The sequence below is a fragment of the Comamonas sp. 17RB genome, from assembly GCF_030056555.1.
Classification (GTDB): Bacteria; Pseudomonadota; Gammaproteobacteria; order Burkholderiales; family Burkholderiaceae_C; genus Comamonas; species Comamonas terrigena.
Map to the genome: position 1 here is coordinate 283,592 of NZ_JASHHY010000009.1, position 18,471 is coordinate 302,062.

Annotated in this window: 16 protein-coding genes and 1 pseudogene; 15 read left to right on the forward strand and 2 right to left on the reverse strand. The window is 65.6% G+C overall.

What is annotated here, in order from left to right:
• Positions 1–71: 71 nt before the first annotated feature.
• A complete protein-coding gene (locus QM470_RS17560) occupies positions 72–908 on the reverse strand; it encodes an IclR family transcriptional regulator domain-containing protein (protein ID WP_283340158.1) in 837 nt (278 codons plus the stop codon).
• Between the two features lie 152 nt (positions 909–1,060).
• Between QM470_RS17560 and QM470_RS17565 the strand changes: the two genes are divergently transcribed.
• The 7 genes from QM470_RS17565 (at position 1,061) to QM470_RS17595 (ending at position 7,583) form a co-directional block, all read left to right on the forward strand.
• Positions 1,061–2,059 (forward strand): Bug family tripartite tricarboxylate transporter substrate binding protein, encoded by a 999-nt coding sequence (locus QM470_RS17565; RefSeq protein WP_502846850.1) that lies wholly within the window; start codon positions 1,061–1,063, stop codon positions 2,057–2,059.
• Positions 2,060–2,156: 97 nt separating this feature from the next.
• Positions 2,157–3,209 carry a dihydroorotase gene (pyrC, locus tag QM470_RS17570; protein ID WP_280011243.1) on the forward strand — a complete coding sequence of 351 codons (1,053 nt, stop codon included), beginning with the start codon at positions 2,157–2,159 and terminating at the stop codon, positions 3,207–3,209.
• Positions 3,210–3,444: 235 nt separating this feature from the next.
• Positions 3,445–4,449, forward strand: a complete 1,005-nt coding sequence (locus QM470_RS17575) for an NYN domain-containing protein (RefSeq protein ID WP_283340159.1) — start codon at positions 3,445–3,447, stop codon at positions 4,447–4,449.
• 23 nt (positions 4,450–4,472) lie between these two features.
• Positions 4,473–5,348, forward strand: coding sequence for a DUF3025 domain-containing protein (locus QM470_RS17580; RefSeq protein WP_283340160.1), 876 nt, complete (start codon positions 4,473–4,475; stop codon positions 5,346–5,348).
• A 75-nt stretch (positions 5,349–5,423) separates the two neighbouring features.
• Positions 5,424–6,299, forward strand: coding sequence for a protease HtpX (gene htpX, locus QM470_RS17585; RefSeq protein WP_066540899.1), 876 nt, complete (start codon positions 5,424–5,426; stop codon positions 6,297–6,299).
• A gap of 152 nt (positions 6,300–6,451) precedes the next feature.
• On the forward strand, positions 6,452–7,213 hold the full coding sequence (locus tag QM470_RS17590) for a YXWGXW repeat-containing protein (RefSeq protein WP_283340161.1): 762 nt from the start codon (positions 6,452–6,454) through the stop codon (positions 7,211–7,213).
• A 58-nt stretch (positions 7,214–7,271) separates the two neighbouring features.
• Entirely contained in the window at positions 7,272–7,583 is a 312-nt protein-coding gene (locus QM470_RS17595; protein ID WP_283340162.1) for a hypothetical protein, read from the forward strand.
• Positions 7,584–7,674: 91 nt separating this feature from the next.
• Here QM470_RS17595 and QM470_RS17600 read toward each other — a convergent pair whose 3' ends face one another.
• Positions 7,675–8,580 (reverse strand): LysR family transcriptional regulator, encoded by a 906-nt coding sequence (locus QM470_RS17600; protein WP_283340163.1) that lies wholly within the window; start codon positions 8,578–8,580, stop codon positions 7,675–7,677.
• Between the two features lie 260 nt (positions 8,581–8,840).
• On the opposite strand from QM470_RS17600, the gene QM470_RS17605 reads away from it, so the two are divergent.
• The 8 genes and pseudogenes from QM470_RS17605 to QM470_RS17640 all read left to right on the forward strand — a co-directional run.
• The gene (locus tag QM470_RS17605) at positions 8,841–10,958 is read left to right on the forward strand and encodes a 3-hydroxyacyl-CoA dehydrogenase NAD-binding domain-containing protein (protein WP_283340164.1); all 2,118 of its coding nucleotides are present in this window, start codon (positions 8,841–8,843) and stop codon (positions 10,956–10,958) included.
• A gap of 259 nt (positions 10,959–11,217) precedes the next feature.
• A complete protein-coding gene (locus QM470_RS17610; RefSeq protein WP_280011251.1) occupies positions 11,218–12,396 on the forward strand; it encodes an acetyl-CoA C-acyltransferase in 1,179 nt (392 codons plus the stop codon).
• Positions 12,397–12,419: 23 nt separating this feature from the next.
• A complete protein-coding gene (locus tag QM470_RS17615) occupies positions 12,420–13,616 on the forward strand; it encodes an acyl-CoA dehydrogenase family protein (RefSeq protein WP_283340165.1) in 1,197 nt (398 codons plus the stop codon).
• A 34-nt stretch (positions 13,617–13,650) separates the two neighbouring features.
• On the forward strand, positions 13,651–14,787 hold the full coding sequence (locus QM470_RS17620; protein ID WP_283340166.1) for an acyl-CoA dehydrogenase family protein: 1,137 nt from the start codon (positions 13,651–13,653) through the stop codon (positions 14,785–14,787).
• 106 nt (positions 14,788–14,893) lie between these two features.
• Positions 14,894–15,694: an oxepin-CoA hydrolase, alternative type gene (locus QM470_RS17625; RefSeq protein ID WP_283340167.1), complete on the forward strand. Its 801-nt coding sequence runs from the start codon at positions 14,894–14,896 to the stop codon at positions 15,692–15,694.
• A 28-nt stretch (positions 15,695–15,722) separates the two neighbouring features.
• Positions 15,723–16,967, forward strand: a complete 1,245-nt coding sequence (locus QM470_RS17630; RefSeq protein WP_502846851.1) for a CaiB/BaiF CoA transferase family protein — start codon at positions 15,723–15,725, stop codon at positions 16,965–16,967.
• A gap of 111 nt (positions 16,968–17,078) precedes the next feature.
• Positions 17,079–18,079: pseudogene (locus QM470_RS17635) on the forward strand (Bug family tripartite tricarboxylate transporter substrate binding protein).
• Between the two features lie 179 nt (positions 18,080–18,258).
• On the forward strand, positions 18,259–18,471 hold a 213-nt coding region (locus QM470_RS17640), incomplete at its 3' end, for an electron transfer flavoprotein subunit beta/FixA family protein (RefSeq protein ID WP_502846852.1).

The window sequence follows — 18,471 nt, forward strand, 5'->3', positions numbered from 1 at the left end:
CCATGCAAAAGGAGCACCCCAGGTGCTCCTTTTTTTGTCATGGCGCCAGAAAAAGGCGGCGTGGACTGCCTTCAGAAGGTGAAGCCATGAAAGCGCTCTCGGCCTGCGATCAGGGCTTCCAGCTGCTGGGCTGCCGCTTGCAAGGGCGGGAGAAAGCGCGTCTGGATGTCGTGCGCGCTGTGGCGTCCCTGCACCATGGTGATGCTCAAGGCCGCCAATATCTTTCCCGAGGCGCCGTGGATGGGGACGGAGATGCCGCAAAAGCCTTCGGCCAACTCGCCCGTGAGCAGGCACCAGCCTTGCTGGCCGACCTGGTGGAAGATCTGCAGCAGCTGGGCCGTGTCCGTGACTGTCTCCCTGGTGAACGCCCGGGGAGGGTGGGCACGCAAGTGGGACTGCTGGGCCGCGACGGGTTGCGCGGCCAGCAGCACCCGGCCCATCGAGTGGGCCGACGCCGGGAGCCGGCGGCCGATGTCGACGTTGACGCGCAGCATGCGTGCCGGTTCGTGCCGCGCCACGATCACCACATGCCCCTCATCCCACACCCCCAGCGAGCAGGCTTCCGTGACCTGTTCACCCAAGGCCTGCAAGCTGCCATGGGCGAGTTGCGGCAGGCTCATGGCGGCGTAGTAGGCAAAGCCCAGGTCCATGACTTTGGGGGTGACCCGGTATTCGGTGCCTTCGTTGCACAGATAGCCCTCCAGCTGCAGCGTGATCAGCAGGCGGCGGGCGGCCGCACGCGTCAGGCCCAGCCGCAGCGCGGCTTCCTGTGCGGTCAGCGTGGGCGTGCCCTCGGCAAAGACGCGCAGCAGGGCCAGGCCGTTGGCCAGCGACTCCAGGCGTTCGCTGTGCAGGGCGGAGGCCTGCGAGGGATCCGTGGCAGGAGAGGGGGAGGACTGTGAAGGCATGGTGCGGGCGGTTGGCAACTGTCACCTGCTGGACGCAGGCAGGGAAGGAAGTCCGCTAGCATTATTTCCGAACAAATGTTCGCAATCCAATGCTGCTTGGCAGATACGCGACACCTCAGAAATTGCGTACGCCATTTTTCGGAGACTTTCCCATGTCCATCACTTCCTCTCTTCTGGCCCGTCGTTCGGCCTGCATGGCTGCCGTCGCGCTGCTGGCAGGCGCCTGGAGCGCGCCGGCGCTGGCCTCCAATGCCGGGGCCTATCCCAACCAGCCCATCAAGCTGATCGTACCGTTCCCGCCGGGAGGGCCGACAGATACGGCCGCGCGCATTCTGGGCCAGCACATGGGTGAGACCCTGGGCAAGCCCATGGTGGTGGAAAACCGCGCCGGTGCTTCGGGCCTGGTGGGGACCGAGACCGCCGCCAAGAGCCCCGCGGACGGCTATACGCTGGTGATGCTGGCCTCTCCCACCGTGCTGGGAGACAAGCTGTATGGACAGAAACGCTACGACCTGCTGAAGGATTTCGCCCACATCGGGGTGGCCTACGACCTGCCCATCGTGATGGTGGTGAACCCCAAGGTCCTGGACGTGCAGGACATTTCCCAGTTGATTGCGGCCTCCAAGAAACAGGTGCTCAACTACAACAGCGCCGGTTCCGGCAGCTTCGGGCACCTGTCCACCGAGCTGCTGAAGAGCCTGGGCAAGTTCGACATGCTGCACATCTCCTACAAGGGCAGCGCACCGGCCATCACCGACCTGCTCGGTGGCCAGGTGCCCATGATGTTCTCGGACATGATTGCCGCGCTGCCGCACATCAAGTCGGGCAAGCTGCGCCCGATCGCGGTGGGTTCGCCCCAGCGCGTGGTGTTCACCCCCGACGTGAAGACCGTGGCCGAACAAGGATTTCCCGGCTTTGACGCGGTGGCATGGGGCGGCCTGATGGCGTCACGCGGCACGCCGCAACCCGTCATGGACCAGCTGACCGCGGCCCTGAAGAAGGCGCTGGACGACAAGAGCGTGCAGGAGAAGCTGCAGCAGGTGGGTACCACGGCGGCCTTTGCCCCCGGTGCCGCCATGCACAAACGCATTGCCAGCGACCTCGGCAAGTGGGGCAAGGTGATTGGGGACAACCACATCACCAACAACTGATGCGCCTGCGGGGCGCTGTCCCGTCGCGGCCAAAGGGCATACAAAGCGCTGGCGCTGCCCAGCGCAGAGTGGGGCGGTAATGGGACAATAGGGCCCCATGACCGCCCCACTCGACACCCTCACCATCACCCGTCCCGACGACTGGCACCTGCATGTGCGCGACGGGGAAGCCATGCGCGCCGTGGTGCCGCACAGCGCCGCCCAGATGGGCCGCGCCATCATCATGCCCAACCTGAAGCCGCCGGTGACCACGGCGCAGATGGCGGCCGATTACCGCGAGCGCATCCTGTCCGTCCTGCCGGCCGGCAGCGCCTTCCAGCCGCTGATGACGCTGTACCTGACCGACAAGCTCTCTCCGGCCGACATCGTGGCAGCGAAGGCAGCCGGCGTGGTGGCCTGCAAGCTGTACCCGGCAGGTGCGACGACCAACAGCGACCATGGCGTGACCGATATCCGCAAGATCTACCCCACGCTGCAGGCCATGCAGCGCGAAGGTCTGATCCTGCTGGTGCACGGCGAGGTGACCGATCCCGCGATCGACCTGTTCGACCGCGAAGCCGCCTTCATCGACCAGCAACTGATCCCGCTGCGCCGTGATTTCCCCGAGCTGAAGATCGTGATGGAGCACGTCACCACGCTGGAAGCCGCCGAGTATGTGGCGGCTGCCGACCGATTCCTGGCGGCCACCATCACCCCCCAGCATCTGCTGTTCAACCGCAATGCCATCTTCATGGGCGGCATCCGCCCGCACTACTACTGCCTGCCGGTGCTGAAGCGCGAAACCCACCGCCTGGCCCTGGTCAAGGCGGCCACCAGCGGCAGCCCCAAGTTCTTCCTGGGCACGGACAGCGCGCCGCACGCAGCCCACCTGAAAGAGCACGCCACCGGCTGCGCAGGCTGCTACAGCGCGCATGCGGCCGTCGAGATGTATGCCGAGGCGTTTGACAACGCCGGTGCGCTGGACAAGCTGGAAGGCTTTGCCAGCTTCCATGGCGCCGACTTCTACGGCTTGCCGCGCAACACCGGCACGCTGACGCTGCGCCGCGAAAGCTGGACCCCACCGGACAGCTTTGCCTACGGCGAGGCGCAGCTCAAGCCGCTGCGTGCCGGCGACGCACTGCCGTGGCGCGTGGTGTCCACACAGGACTGAGTGGCATGGCGCCGCCTGCTGCCGGGCTGGATCCGGCGGTGGGGGACGAAGGGCAGCGGGCTGGTGCACAGACGGCAAAGGCCTGACGGCCCGTACCCTCACACCCAGTGGCCGGCCCTGCTTGCGCGAGTGTCCGTGGTGCCTGCTGGGCTGCACGGCCCTGGGCTGGCAGGGTTTCGCCGAGACGGGGGCTCGTGTAGGCTGTGGGCAGATTCCTGAAGGAGAGCCTGCAGCCATGGCAGAAACCCAGTTGCGCATCGCCCTGTTGATCGACGCCGACAACGCGCCGGCCGAGATGATCGACGAGATCCTGAACGAGCTGTCCACCCTGGGGGTGATCAACATCCGCCGTGCCTACGGCAACTGGACCAAGGCCGGGCTCAAGAGCTGGGAATCCAAGCTGCTGGAATTTGCGCTGCGTCCCATGCAGCAGTACGACTATTCCAAGCGCAAGAACGCCACCGACATGGCCATGACGGTGGATGCCATGGAGCTGCTGTACACCGAGAAGCCGGATGCGTTCGGCATCGTCTCCTCGGACGCCGACTTCACCCCGCTGGTCATGCACCTGCGTGCCAAGGGGGCGGCCGTCTATGGCTTTGGCATGGCCCAGACGCCCAAGCCCTTCGTCAACGCCTGCTCGCGCTTTCTGTACCTGGAGGCGCTGGGTAGCCTGTCGGGCAAGGATGCGGAAACCCAGATCGAAGGCGAGGGCGGCTCCGGCAGCAGCCATGCAGAGCCGCGGCCCGTGCCACCGCGTACCGAGGTGGCTGCAGCCGGCGGCAAGCCGGCCGAGCGGGCGGTCTCTGCGGCTGGGCCTGCCCCGGCACCGCCACCTGCCCCGGCGGCCCATACCGGCCCCCCGGTGGCGGTGGTGGCCCCTGCCAAGCTGCCCCAGCAAGGGCTGCGTGTGCCGGGCGGTGAGCTGCGCCAGGACCACCGGCTGATGCACCTGTTGCGCGATGCCGTGCAGGCCATGCAGGACGAAGAGGGCTGGGCCTCGGTGGGCGCACTGGGCACGCAGATTGCCAACAAGGCCTCGTTCGATGCCCGCAACTATGGCTATGCCACCTTGTCCAAGCTGCTGGCGGCCACCCAGGCCTTCGAGATGCGCGACGAAGGCACCTCGCGCGTGGCGGTGCGCGGCAAATGGGCGCACAAGCCGAATGCTGGCAACGGCAACGGCAACGGCAACGGCAACGGCAACGGCAACGGCCACCACCGCGCCGTCGGCAACTGAGCCGTGGCCTGACAATCGGGGCCATGTCTGCTGCCTTTTCCGCCTGCCCACCCGGCCCGCCGCTTGCCTTGCCCCCGGACTGGGGCGTCATCGACTGGTCCCGCCCCTGGCTGGAGAGCCTGCGTGCCGTGGGTGCGCCTTTGGCGCAGCAGCTGGGCCAAGGGCTGCCGGTGCATGCCGTGCTCAACGGCGCGCTGCCCTCTGCGCTGCAGGCCATCGGTCTGCGCTTTGTGCCCCAGGCCGATCTGCCCGCGGGCATGGCCTATGAAGCCTTCATCCATGCGCAGCGCTGCGTGCCCACGCGGGACAACCTGCACGATTTTTTCAACGGACTGGTGTGGCTGCACTGGCCCCAGCTCAAGCTGCAGATGAACCGGCTGCAGGCGGCCGAAATTGCCAGTGCGGGCGTAGGGGCGCGGCGCGGCCCGCTGCGCGATGCACTCACGGTGCTGGACGAGAACGGTGCCGTCTGGTGGGCGCCGCAGCCGCTGATCGATGCGCTGCATGCCCGCGACTGGCAGCGCCTGATGGTGGCGCTGCGCCCGCTGTGGGCGCACAGCCGCCTGCTGCCTGTGGGCCATGCACTGCTGGAGAAGCTGGTGGCACCGCGCAAGCCCATCACTGCCCACCTGCTGTGCCTGCCGACAGACGGTACGCAGGCACTGCCCGGCTGTGCGGGCATGCCCGCTCTGTGCGATGCTGCGCTGGCCCGCCAGCCCCTGCTACAGGCTGCCGCCTTGGCGGCCAAGCCCTTTGCCCCGCTGCCGGTGCTGGGGGTGCCGGGATGGTGGTCGGAAAATACGAACTTTTCCTTCTATGATGACTCCCTCGTATTTCGCGGCCAGCGTCCCAGCAATACCACGATAACTTTGGGGCCTGCAGAGGTGACAACCGCTTGAAATTGCAGGGCCCGGCCCCATTTCACCCCCTGTAGGGCTTTGTCCTGTTTTCCCCCGCGTGGAGCAACAACCCCCATGAAACGTATTGCACTTTTTCTTCTGACCAACATCGCCGTCGTGGCGGTGCTCGGCATCACGGCCAGCCTGCTGGGTGTGAACCGCTTCCTGACCGCCAATGGCCTGAACCTGGGCGCCCTGCTGGGGTTCGCCTTCATCATGGGTTTTGGCGGTGCCATCATCTCGCTGTTGATCTCCAAGCCCGTGGCCAAGTGGAGCTCGGGCGTGCACGTGATCGACCAGCCCCGCAATGCCGATGAGGCCTGGATCGTGCAGACGGTGCAGAACTTCGCGCAGAAGGCCGGTATCGGCATGCCCGAGGTCGGCATCTACGAAGGCGAGCCCAATGCCTTCGCCACCGGAGCCTTCAAGAACAACGCGCTGGTGGCGGTGTCCACCGGTCTGCTGCAAGGCATGACGCGCGAGGAGGTGGAGGCCGTGATCGGCCACGAAGTGGCCCACATTGCCAACGGCGACATGGTGACCATGACGCTGATCCAGGGGGTGATGAACACCTTTGTGGTCTTCCTCTCGCGCGTGATCGGCTACGGCGTGGACAGCTTCCTGCGCAAGGGCGAATCGAGCAGCTCCGGCCCCGGCATCGGCTACTACGTGACCACCATCGTCATGGACATCCTGCTGGGCTTTGTGGCGGCCATCATCGTGGCCTGGTTCTCGCGCCAGCGTGAATTCCGTGCCGACGCCGGTGCCGCCCAGCTGATGGGGCGCAAGCAGCCCATGGTCAACGCCCTGGCCCGCCTGGGCGGCATGGTGCCCGGCGAGCTGCCCAAGAGCATCCAGGCCATGGGGATCACCGGCAATATCGGCAAGCTGTTCTCCAGCCACCCGCCGATCGAAGAGCGCATTGCTGCGCTGCAAAACAGCGCCCAGTAAGCCGCTCGCGGCTTGCTGGCGGGCGCCGCCTGAACAGGCTGGCAGCAACAATTCGAGCGAGGTCTTTACCCTCGCTTTACGCCCCAGATGACAACCCCGGTCAGCATATGACCGGGGTTGTTCGTTATAGGTGTATCTACTGGAGCCACTGTATGACTCAGACCGTTGTTTCCCCTGCTGCTGGCCCTGCCCGCCATGCGGCACAGCCCGCCGGCCGGGTGCTGGCGGTTTTGGTGGCTGCGTTCGGCGCTGCCGCACTGACTGGCTGTGTGGTGCCGCCGGTGGACAGCGGGTACAGCAGCGCGGGCTATTACGACTCCAGCACCGTGGTCTACACCCAGTACGGTTCGCCCCCGCCACCCCGTGTGGAATACCGCACGGTGTCGCCGTACCCGGACTATGTCTGGGTGGGTGGGGACTGGTTCTGGGGAGGCAGCCGTTACGACTGGCGCCCGGGGCGCTGGGAGCCGCCGCACCGCGCACCGCTGTGGCGGGAGCCGGCACGGCCGGGCTGGGGCGTTCCGCCCCCACCGCGCCCAGGTTACCAGCCGCCTCCACCGCCTCCGCGGCCTCAGCCGGGACCCGGATGGGGCGTGCCGTCGCCATCGCGGCCGGGCTTTCAGCCGCCGCCACGTCCCCAGCCTCCGCCGGAGCGGCCGCAGATTCAACCGCCTCGTCCGGGGCCTGGAGCGGGCCCGGCTCCGGGGCCGCGACCGGAATGGGGAGGGCGCCCCGATCGCCCACGTCCAGAACAACCGGCTCCGCCCCCGGGTGCGCGCCCGCAGCCACCCCAGGTGGCGCCACCTGCGCCTGGACCCCGGCCGGGACCGGGCGGGCGCATGGACAGGGAGCGTTCTGACCGTTCTGACCGTTCTGACAATCGCCGTCCTGGACCGGACCGTGACCGGGATTGATCCCTCTGCCGAGAGTTTCGGCCTGCAGCCCTGCAGGCACTGTATGGAAGGAGTGGCCATGACCACCTTGTTGAATCACACCCTGCGCCGCTCGCTGGGAGCGGTGTTGCTGGGCAGCGCCGCGTTGCTGGGCGGCTGCGTGGTGGCACCGGTGGATGCCGGCTACGGCTACACCACCTATGGCTCGCCGCCACCGGCACGCTATGAGGTGGTGCCGGTGGCACCCAGCGCCGCCTATGTCTGGACGCCGGGGATCTGGCTGTGGGGCGGCTCGCGCTATGACTGGCGACCCGGTTACTGGGGCCCTCGCGGTCACGGCTGGGGGCCAGGCCCACGGGGTTACTACGGCCGTGGCTACGGTCGCCACTGACCACATTGACCAGGTTGACCGCTATTCCATTCTCTGAGGAGACCCAAAAGGAGCGCTGAAGGCGCTCCTTTTTCATGTGCTGTCGGGTGCTTCAGCTGGCGTCGGCACCGTTCCGGCTGCGGGCTTTTTCCAGCAAAAAGTCGATGCAGGTGCGCACCGCCCGGGTCTGGTGGCGGTTGGGCAGGTACAGCAGATACAGATGGGTGCCGAAGATGCTCAGCCGGTATTCCTGCAGCGTGGTCAGCACCTCGCCGCTGGCTACGGCATCCTGCACCACATAGTCGGGCACCAGACCCACACCCAGTCCGGCCAGAATGCCCTGGCGCAGAAACGGGAAGTGCTCGGAAATCAGTGTGGGCTCCAGCACCACTTCCTGGCGCTCCAGACCCTGGTAGGCGGACAGCCGCAGCTGGCGGCCCATCACCCCGGCGGTGATCAGCGGCGCATTGCGCAGCTCCAGCAAGGTCTGTGGCAGGCCGTGCTGGGCGGCATAGTCCAGCGACGCACAGGCCACATAGCGCACATTGCCCAGGCTGCGTGCCACCACCGACAGCGGGGGGTCCTGGATCACGCGGATGGCGATGTCCACCTCGTCGCGCAGGTTGTCGGCCCGGTTTTCGAACAGCACGTCCAGCACGATGCCGGGGTACAGGCGCTTGAATTCGATCAGCCAGTCGCTCATGACGATCTGCCCATAGCCGCTGGGCACGCTGATGCCCACGCGCCCCTGCAGTTCCTCGCCCAGGCTGGTGATGGTTTCCTGGGCCGCAGCCAGCTCGTTGCGGATGTTGCGCCCATGCTCGTACAGGCGCAGGCCCACTTCGGTGGGTTCCACCCGCCGCGTGGTGCGTTTGACCAGCTGCACGCCCAGGCCTTTTTCAAGCTGGGTCAGGTGGTAGCTGACGTTGGCGCGGGTCATCTTCAGCTTGCGGGCAGCCTGGCTCAGGTTGCCGCTGTCGATGATTTCCACCAGCAGGGTCAGGGCATTGAGGTCCATGGAGATGTGGTGTGCGCTGAGGCTGTGCGTTGCAAGGCATCCCTGGCGGTGCCAGGCCTGTCTGTGGCGGTCTGGACTTGGCATGGCCGCTGCGGCCAGGCATACGCAGGTCTGGCTCCCACCGGCACACGGCGGCATCGCTAAGGGGTGAGTGTCAAATAACTTTTGACGGTCTGTCAATAATTCAGGGGATTGTAAAGAAGCTTTGTCGCGGAAAGAATGCCGGCTCCTGTTATCGAAAAATATTGGAGACCTGTGCCATGAACGCTGAAGTCCTCACCCCCGCCGTCCAGACCCGCCGCGAAGGTGCGGTGCTGGTGGTCAGCATCCACAATCCTCCTGTCAATGCCCTGGGCCAGGCCGTGCGCGCCGGCCTGCTGGCGGCAGTGGAACAGGCGGACGCCGATGCCGCCGTGCAGGCGGTGCTGATCGTGGGTGAAGGCAAGGCCTTCATCGCCGGTGCCGATATCCGTGAATTCGGCAAGCCGCCCGTGCCGCCTTCGCTGCCCGAGGTGTGCAACCGCATCGAAGCTTCGAACAAGATCGTGGTCGCGGCCATCCATGGTGCTGCCCTGGGCGGCGGCCTGGAAGTGGCCATGTCGGCGCACTACCGCGTGGCACTGCCCGCCGCCAAGCTGGGTCTGCCCGAAGTCAGCCTGGGCCTGCTGCCCGGCGCCGGCGGCACCCAGCGCGCTCCGCGCCTGATGGGTGTGAAGGCTGCCACCGAGCTGATGCTCAGCGGCAAGCACCTGTCGGCCAAGGCCGGTCTGGCCGCCGGTCTGGTGGACAAGCTGGTCGAGGGCGAAGATCCCCAGGCGGCAGGTCTGGCGTATGCCAACGAGCTGCTGGCTGCCAAGGCGGCCGTGCGCCGCACCCGCGACATCGAAATCACCGACAAGGCCATGGCCCTGGCCGACCTGCAGATGCTGGCGCTGGACACCGCCAAGAAGGCGCGCGGCCTGTTCTCGCCGCTGAAGATCATCGAATGCGTGCAGGCCGCCGTGAACCTGCCGTTTGACGAAGGCCTGGCCAAGGAACGCGCCCTGTTCACCGAATGCCTGAACAGCCCGCAGCGTGCCGGTCTGGTGCACGCTTTCTTTGCCGAGCGTGAAACCGCCAAGATCCCCGAAGCCAAGGCCGCTGCACCGCGCCACTTTGCCAAGATCGCCATCATCGGCGGCGGCACCATGGGCGCCGGCATCACTGTGTCCGCGCTGGATGCCGGTCTCACCGTGACCATGATCGAGCGCGACGCCGATTCCATCGCCCGCGGCCAGGCCAATGTGGAAAAGGTCTACAACGGCCTGATCGCCAAGGGCCGCATGACCGAAGAGGCCAAGACCGCCATCATGGCGCGCTACACCCCTTCGACCAGCTACGACGAGATTGCCGACGTGGACCTGGTGATCGAAGCCGTGTTTGAAGACCTGGAAGTCAAGAAGGCCGTGTTCAAGGAGCTGGACCGCGTCTGCAAGCCCGGCGCCGTGCTGGCCACCAACACCTCCTACCTGGACATCGACGCCATTGCGGCCGCCACCAGCCGCCCGCAGGACGTGATCGGCCTGCACTTCTTCAGCCCGGCCAACATCATGAAGCTGCTGGAGATTGTGGTGCCTGCCAAGGTGGCTCCCGATGTGGTGACCACGGCTTTCGAGTTGGCCAAGAAGATGAAGAAGGTGCCGGTGCGCGCCGGCGTCTGCGATGGCTTCATCGGCAACCGCATCCTGGCCGTGTACAAGCAGGCGGCCGACTACATCATGGAAGACGGCGCTTCGCCGTACGAGATCGACGAAGCCGTGCGCGGCTTCGGCTACCCCATGGGCCCCTTCCAGGTGACCGACCTGGCCGGTGGCGACATTGGCTGGGCTACGCGCAAGCGCCGTGCCGCCACGCGCGACCCCAAGGCCCGCTACGTGGAAGTGGCAGACCGTATCTGTGAAAACGGCTGGTTCGGTCAGAAGACCGGCCGCGGCTTCTACCTGTACCCGCAAGGTGCCCGCGTGGGCCAGGCCGATCCCGAAGTGCTGGCGATTGTGGACAAGGAACGCGCCAAGAAGGGCGTGACACCGCGCCAGTTCAGCGCCGACGAAATCATGCGCCGCTACATGGCCGCCATGGTCAATGAAGGCGCCAAGGTGGTGGAAGAGGGCATTGCCCTGCGCCCCCTGGACGTGGACGTGACCTTCCTGTCCGGCTACGGCTTCCCGCGCTTCCGCGGCGGCCCGATGAAGTACGCCGACATGGTGGGCCTGGACAAGGTGCTGGCCGACATCAACGAGTTTGCCAAGGAAGACGCGCTGTTCTGGAAGCCTGCCGCGCTGCTGCAAAAGCTGGTGGCCGAAGGCAAGAACTTCGACAGCCTGAACAAGGCCGTCTGAGCGTTCCTGGGTCTGCGGCCGTGCACACTGCCGCAAGCCCCTCGGTTTCTCCCCCCTCCAGCGGTTCGCAGAGCCGCTGGCAGTCTCCCACCGGTTGCGGCCCAGGCCGCGCCGGTGTGGAGGGCTGCGACTTCCATCTGCACCACACGGAGCTGCCAGGCCACCGGAGGCAAGCATTTCAGGATGCAAACCACCCGAAATCCATGCCACCGGGTCACAGGCAGCGATCAAAACCTATAAGCACAGAGAGACAAACACCATGCGCGAAGCCGTCATCGTTTCCACCGCCCGCACCCCGCTGGCCAAGTCCCACCGCGGTGAGTTCAACGTCACCCCGGCGCCCCAGCTGGCCGCCTACTCGGTCAAGGCCGCCGTGGAGCGTGCCGGCATCGATCCCGCCATGATCGAGGACCTGATCCTGGGCTGCGGCAATCCCGAAGGCATGCAGGGCAAGAACCTGGGCCGCCAGACCGTGCTGCGCGCGGAACTGCCGCTGTCCATCGGTGGCACCACGGTCACGCGTTTCTGCGCCTCGGGCCTGCAGTCCATCGCCATTGCGGCCGGCCGCATTGTGGCCGAAGGCGTGGACGCCATGATCGCCGGCGGTGTGGAAAGCATCTCGGGTGCCCGCGCCCTGGGCACGCCCGCCGACCTGGACCCCTGGCTGGTCGAGCGCAAGCCTGAGCTGTTCATGGCCATGATCGACACCGCCGACGTGGTGGCCAAGCGCTATGGCATCAGCCGCGAAGACCAGGACGCCTTCTCGCTGCTGAGCCAGCAGCGCACGGCGGCGGCGCAGGAAAAAGGCCTGTTCGCCAATGAAATCATCGCCTGCGCCGCACGCATGGCCGAAAAGAACAAGGACACCGGCGAAGTCACCTACCGCGACGTGGTGGCGACCAAGGACAACTGCAACCGCCCCAGCACCACGCTCGAAGGCCTGGCCAAGCTGGAACCCGTCAAGGGAGCAGGCAACTTCGTGACCGCAGGCAATGCCTCCCAGCTGTCCGACGGCTCCAGCGCCTGTGTGCTCATGGAAGCCAAGCAGGCCGAACGCCTGGGCCTGCAACCCCTGGGCGCTTTCCGCGGCATGGCCGTGGCCGGCTGCGAGCCCGACGAAATGGGCATCGGCCCGGTGTTTGCTGTGCCCAAGCTGCTGCAGCGCCATGGCCTGAAGGTGGAAGACATCGACCTGTGGGAGCTGAACGAAGCCTTTGCCTCGCAGGCCCTGTACTGCCAACGCCAGCTGGGCATCCCGCTGGAACGCCTGAACGTCAACGGCGGCGCCATCTCCATCGGCCACCCGTTCGGCATGACCGGTGCCCGTCTGGCCGGCCACATCCTGCTGGAAGGCCAGCGCCGCAAGGCCAAGTACGGCGTGGTGACCATGTGCATCGCCGGCGGCATGGGCGCGGCCGGTCTTTTCGAAATTTTCTGATCTAGTTTTGCCGAGGAATCGAGATGGATCTCCAATTCACCCCCCAAGAAGAGGCGTTCCGCGCCGAAGTGCAGACCTTTCTGAAGGAAAAGCTGCCTGCCAACATCGCCAAGAAGGTCAAGGCTGGTCAACGCCTGACCAAGGAAGACCAGGCGCAATGGCATGCCATCCTGAATGAGCGCGGCTGGTACGCCAACCACTGGCCCAAGGAGCATGGCGGCCCGGGCTGGGGTGCGGTGGAAAAATTCATCTTCGATACCGAGTGCGCCCTGGCTGGCGGCCCCCGCATCGTGCCGTTCGGCGTGAACATGCTGGGGCCGGTGCTGATCAAGTACGGCAGCGAAGCGCACAAGAACTACTGGCTGCCCCGCATCCTGAGCGGTGAGGACTGGTGGTGCCAGGGCTATTCCGAACCCGGTGCGGGTTCGGACCTGGCGTCGGTCAAGACCACGGCCGTGCGCGACGGTGACCACTACATCGTCAACGGCCAGAAGACCTGGACCACCCAGGGCCAGCACGCCAACATGATCTTCTGCCTGGTGCGCACCAACCGCGAAGTGAAGGCGCAGGCCGGCATCAGCTTCCTGCTGATCGACATGAACTCGCCGGGCGTGGAACTGCGCCCCATCCGCACGCTGGATGGCGACTACGAGGTCAATGAAGTCTTCTTCACCGATGTGAAGGTGCCGGTGGAAAACCTGGTGGGCGAAGAAAACAAGGGCTGGACCTACGCCAAGTACCTGCTGACCTATGAGCGCACCGGCATTGCCGGCGTGGGCTTCTGCATCTCGGCCCTGGCCAAGCTGCAGGTGATTGCCGCCAAGGTGTACAAGAACGGCAAGCCGCTGAACCTGGATCCGCTGTTCGCAGCCCGCATGGCCAAGGTCGAGATCGACCTGGAAAACATGAAGACCACCAACCTGCGCGTGATCGCCGCGGTGGCCGGGGGCGGTGTGCCGGGTGCGGAAAGCTCGATGCTGAAGATCCGCGGCACGGAAATCCGCCAGGAAATCCTGTCGCTGATCCGCCGTGCCATGGGTCCGTACGCCGTGCCCTATATCGACGCAGCCCAGTACGAAGGCTATGCCGAGGCCCCGATCGGCCCGGACGAAGCCGCCACGGCTGCTGCCAACTACTTCAACTACCGCAAGCTGTCGATCTTTGGCGGCTCCAACGAAATCCAGAAGAACATCATCTCCAAGATGATTCTGGGTCTCTGATTGCAGACAGAGAAATCAGAGAAGGAATACGGACATGAACTTCGCACACACCGAAGACCGCCGCATGCTGGCGGACACCCTGAACCGCTTTGTCTCCGAGCAGTACGGCATCGAGCACCGCAACCAGCTGGCCTATGGTGACGAAGGCCACAGCCCTGCGCTGTATGCGCAATTCGCCGAACTGGGCGCCATTGGCGCACTGTTCCCCGAAAGCGAAGGCGGCTTTGGCGGCGCCGGCTTTGACATCAGCGTGGTGTTTGAAGCCCTGGGCCGTGGCCTGGTGGCCGAGCCCCTGCTGGGCGCGCTGCTGGTCGGCCAGGCGCTGATCGCTGCCGGTACGCAGGCGCAAAAGGCCAAGCTGGAAGACATCGTGGCCGGCGGCTTGATCGCCACCCTGGCACACGAAGAGCCGGGCAGCCACTACGAGCTGAGCAATGTGGCGGCCACCGCCGCCAAGTCGGCCACGGGCTGGACGCTGAACGGCGCCAAGGCCGTGGTGGCGTTCGGCGAAAAGGCCGATCTGCTGCTGGTGTCGGCCCGCACATCCGGCGGCCAGTTCGACACGGCCGGCATCAGCCTGTTCCTGGTGGACGGCAATGCCGCCGGCATCGCCAAGCGTGGCTACAGCCGCTTTGAAGGCGGCCGTGCGGCCGAGCTGACGTTCACCGACGTGCAGCTGGATGCCGACGCGCTGCTGGGCGCTGAAGGCCAGGGCCATGCCGTGCTGGAGCGCGTGCAAGGCTATGCGCTGCTGGCGCTGGCTGCCGAAGCGCTGGGCGCCATGGACGTGGCCAAGCAAAGCACGCTGGAATACCTGCAGACCCGCAAGCAATTCGGCGTGGCGATTGGCACCTTCCAGGCACTGCAGCACCGCATGGCCGATCTGCTGCTGGAAGTAGAGCAGATGCGTTCGGCAGTCATCAATGCTGCGGATGCCATCGACAACGCCGAAGGTGTGGCCCGTGAGAAAGTGCTGGCGGCAGCCAAGTACACAGCCGGCTATGTGGGCGCGCTGGTGGCCGAGGAAAGCATCCAGATGCATGGCGGCATCGGCATGACCTGGGAATTGCCGCTGGCCCACTATGCCAAGCGCCTGGTGCTGCTGGACCACCAGTTCGGTGACGAAGACCACCATCTGGAGCGCTTCATGGCGCTGAGCCAGCAGGCCTGAGGCCTGCGCTTATCAGCCGGCTTTTACGCGCCACAGCCCTGCCGTGCACACCCCGGTGTGCCGGCCGGGCGGTGCGCCTGCTTTCATTGCACACGGAGACAAGAACATGAGTGAACCGCTGCTGACCCGCCGTGAAGGCGAGGTGCTGATCCTCTCCAACAACAACGTGGCGGCGCGCAATGCGCTGTCGCCGGAGTTTTATACCGCAGTGGCTACCGCGCTGACGGCTGCTGCCACCGATCCCACCGTGGGGGCCGTGGTGCTGACGGGCGAGGGCGGTCATTTCTGTGCCGGCGGCGATCTGCGCCAACTGGCCAAGCGCCGTGAGCTGCCCATGGAAGAACGCCGTGCCAAGCTGGAAGGCCTGCACGACCTGATCCGCGCCGTGCGCGATTGCCCCAAGCCGGTGATCGCGGCCGTGGAAGGCGCGGCAGCCGGTGCCGGACTGTCGCTGGCCCTGGCCTGCGACATGCTGGTGGCGGCCCGCAACAGCGTGTTTTCCGTGGCCTATGTGAAAGTGGGGCTGACACCGGATGGCGGCGCCACCGCGTTCCTGGCCGAGTTCGTCTCGCGCCAGGTGCTGACCGAGCTGTGCCTGACGGGCGAGCGCATCAGCGGTGAACGCTTGGCCCAGTTGGGCCCGGTGAACCGCCTGACCGAGCCGGGTGCGGCACTGGAGCAGGCCGTGCAGCTGGCCCAGCAGATTGCCTCCGGCCCCGACCAGGCCATGGCCCGCATCAAGGATCTGTGCCGCCAGGCCCCCCGGAACACGCTGGAGCAGCAACTGGAGCTGGAAGCCCAGTACATGGTGCGTGCCCAGGAGACCGACGAGTCCCGCGAAGGCATTGGCGCTTTCCTGGAAAAGCGCAGCCCCGATTTTGTGAAGCTGCGCCGCCAGCAGCACTGAGCGCGCGCAGATCCAAGGAGACAGAGCAATGACAGAAAAGATGGCGCAGGCCCAGGACCAAGAGATGGATTTCCCGCTGGAAGGCGTGCGCGTGCTGGACCTTTCGCGTGTGTTTGCCGGCCCGTTGTGCGGACAGGTGCTGGCCGACTTTGGCGCGGAAGTGATCAAGGTGGAACACCCCGGCCGCGGTGACGATACGCGCGACTGGGGCATGCGCATCGGCAAGACCGAGACCACCTACTACAACAGCATGAACCGCAACAAGCGGTCCATCACCCTGGATCTGCAGACCCCGGAAGGGGTGCAGCTGGTCCACGACCTGCTGCCGCAGTTTGACGTGGTGATCCACAACTTCAAGCACGGTGGCGCCGAAAAGCTGGGCATCGGTTACGAACAGCTCAAGGCCATCAAGCCCGACCTGATCTACTGCAGCGTGGCCGGCTACAACAGCAGCACGCCCGAAGCCAAGCGCCCGGGCTACGACCTGGTGATCCAGGCCGAAGCCGGTCTGATGGCCATCAACGGCGAAGCGGGCACGCCGCCGCTGAAGTTCGGGGTGGCCGTGGTCGATCTGATGACCGGCATGTACGCCGCGCAGGCGGTGCTGGCGGCCCTGTTCCGCCGTGAACGCACAGGCCGTGGCCGCCAGGTGGAACTGTCGCTGTACGACTGCGGTCTGGGTATCAACGGCTACTACGCCCTGGATGCCATGCTGCTGGGCCACGACACCCAGCGCTATGGCAATGCCCATCCGTCCATCGTGCCCTACGGCATGTTCGAGGCAGCGGACGGTCCGCTGATCATTGCGGTGGGCAACAACAGCCAGTTCGACAAGTTCTGCCGCCAGGTGGTGATGCGCCCCGACATTGTCGAGAACCCACGCTTTGCCACCAATGTGGAGCGTGCCAAGAACCGCCTGGAACTGTTGCCGATCATGATGGCCATCATTGCCGGGTTCGAGCGCGAGGTGCTGCTGGAGCGCATGGCCGCCTGCGGCATCCCCAGCGGCCGCGTGGCCGGCTTGTATGACGCCCTGACCAGCGAACGCACGAAGCAAGCCGGAGTCTTCCAGCAGATGCCCCACCCCGTGGCGGGCCAGACCTGGGTGTTCGCGCCCCCGTACCGCCTGGACGGCCAGCGCCTGCCCATTCGCAATGCACCCCCCACGCTGGGCGAAGGCACGCGGGAAGTGCTGCAGCAACTGCTGCAGCTGCCCGAAGAAGAACTGCAGGCACTGCAAGCCAAGGGCGTGCTGACCCTGCCACAGGCCTGAATGAAGGCCGCCCCACGGCGGCCAGGACCGCGATTCCCGCAAGGGCCACAGCTCGATGGCCCGGGAGGCGCTTTCACTTTCCCCATACCGACTGCCTAAGGAGACAACGACATGGGTACCCCGAATTTCAACCGCCGCACCGCCTTGCAAGGCATGGCAGCCCTGGCTGGCAGCAGCTTGTTGCCCCACGCAGCCTGGGCCAAGGCCGCCTATCCGAGCAAGCCTGTGCGCTTCATCGTGCCTTTCAACCCCGGTGGAGCGACCGACATCGTGGCCCGCGTGCTGGGGGAGTCCATGTCCAAGCGCATGGGTCAGCCCATCCTGGTCGAGAACAAGGGTGGCGCAGCCGGCATGCTGGGCACGGACCAGGTGGCCAAGTCGACCGCGGACGGCTACACGCTGGCCTTGTCGCTCAGCACCTCGCTGATGATCAACCAGTTCCTCTACACCAAGATGGCCTACAACCCGCTGAAGGACCTGCTGATGCTGTCTCAGATCGCGTCGGCGCCGGTCACGCTGGTGGTGCATCCTTCGGTGCCGGCCAACAACATGAAGGAGCTGCTGGCCTGGGTCAAGGCCAACAAGGGCAAGGTGTCCTACGGTTCCTGGGGCGTGGGTTCGTACGCCCACCTGGGTGGTGCCTACATGAGCAAGACCACCGGCGCCGAGATGACGCATGTGGCCTACAAGGGCGAGGCGCCGATGATCCAGGAACTGATCGGCGGCCAGCTGCAGCTGTGCTTCTCCAGCGCGCAGAACACCAAGGCCTTCATCGATTCCGGCCGCCTCAAGGCAATCGGTGTGACGGGCCGCCAGCGCATGACAGTGCTGCCCAACCTGCCCACGATCCACGAGCAGGGTGTGACCGATGAGGCCACGCCATTGCCGGCTGGGTGGCCATGGCGGCCCCGGCGGGCACGCCCAAGCAGATCGTGGACCAGATTTATGCCCAGGTGCGCGAATCCGCCAAGGATCCCAAGGTGCAGGAGCGCATTGCTGGCGCAGGCTTCTTGCCGATGTTCAGCAGCCCGGATGAATTTGCCAAGGCCTATGCCCGCGAGATGCCGGTGTGGAAAAGCCTGATCGAGCTGGCGGAAGCCCGCCTCGACTGAGTGGAAAAGGGCGTCGGCGATTTGTCACCGTACATGCATGCTGCAGTTGCAGTTTTTCAAGAACGGAATTCGTACATCTGGAAGGCAGATTTCTGAATTCCTGAATTCATAGCTGCCAGTGCTTGCTGTATAAGTGCTGGCATCCATTTCAATCACTTATTTGTGGAAAGAGCAAAGCCATGAAGGTACTGGTCCCAGTCAAGCGGGTGGTGGACTACAACGTGAAGGTCCGCGTGAAGTCGGACGGCACGGGCGTGGACATCGCCAACGTCAAGATGAGCATGAACCCGTTTGACGAGATTGCGGTGGAAGAAGCCGTGCGCCTGAAGGAAAAAGGTGTGGTCACGGAAGTGATCGCGGTCTCGTGCGGCGTGGCCCAGTGCCAGGAGACA

Bases quoted from the DNA above. Each gene is read 5' to 3' on its own strand.
- QM470_RS17560 (WP_283340158.1), bottom strand. From the start codon at position 908: ATGCCTTCACAGTCCTCCCCCTCTCCTGCCACGGATCCCTCGCAGGCC.
- QM470_RS17565 (WP_502846850.1), top strand. From the start codon at position 1,061: ATGTCCATCACTTCCTCTCTTCTGGCCCGTCGTTCGGCCTGCATGGCT.
- pyrC (WP_280011243.1), top strand. From the start codon at position 2,157: ATGACCGCCCCACTCGACACCCTCACCATCACCCGTCCCGACGACTGG.
- QM470_RS17575 (WP_283340159.1), top strand. From the start codon at position 3,445: ATGGCAGAAACCCAGTTGCGCATCGCCCTGTTGATCGACGCCGACAAC.
- QM470_RS17580 (WP_283340160.1), top strand. From the start codon at position 4,473: ATGTCTGCTGCCTTTTCCGCCTGCCCACCCGGCCCGCCGCTTGCCTTG.
- htpX (WP_066540899.1), top strand. From the start codon at position 5,424: ATGAAACGTATTGCACTTTTTCTTCTGACCAACATCGCCGTCGTGGCG.
- QM470_RS17590 (WP_283340161.1), top strand. From the start codon at position 6,452: ATGACTCAGACCGTTGTTTCCCCTGCTGCTGGCCCTGCCCGCCATGCG.
- QM470_RS17595 (WP_283340162.1), top strand. From the start codon at position 7,272: ATGACCACCTTGTTGAATCACACCCTGCGCCGCTCGCTGGGAGCGGTG.
- QM470_RS17600 (WP_283340163.1), bottom strand. From the start codon at position 8,580: ATGGACCTCAATGCCCTGACCCTGCTGGTGGAAATCATCGACAGCGGC.
- QM470_RS17605 (WP_283340164.1), top strand. From the start codon at position 8,841: ATGAACGCTGAAGTCCTCACCCCCGCCGTCCAGACCCGCCGCGAAGGT.
- QM470_RS17610 (WP_280011251.1), top strand. From the start codon at position 11,218: ATGCGCGAAGCCGTCATCGTTTCCACCGCCCGCACCCCGCTGGCCAAG.
- QM470_RS17615 (WP_283340165.1), top strand. From the start codon at position 12,420: ATGGATCTCCAATTCACCCCCCAAGAAGAGGCGTTCCGCGCCGAAGTG.
- QM470_RS17620 (WP_283340166.1), top strand. From the start codon at position 13,651: ATGAACTTCGCACACACCGAAGACCGCCGCATGCTGGCGGACACCCTG.
- QM470_RS17625 (WP_283340167.1), top strand. From the start codon at position 14,894: ATGAGTGAACCGCTGCTGACCCGCCGTGAAGGCGAGGTGCTGATCCTC.
- QM470_RS17630 (WP_502846851.1), top strand. From the start codon at position 15,723: ATGACAGAAAAGATGGCGCAGGCCCAGGACCAAGAGATGGATTTCCCG.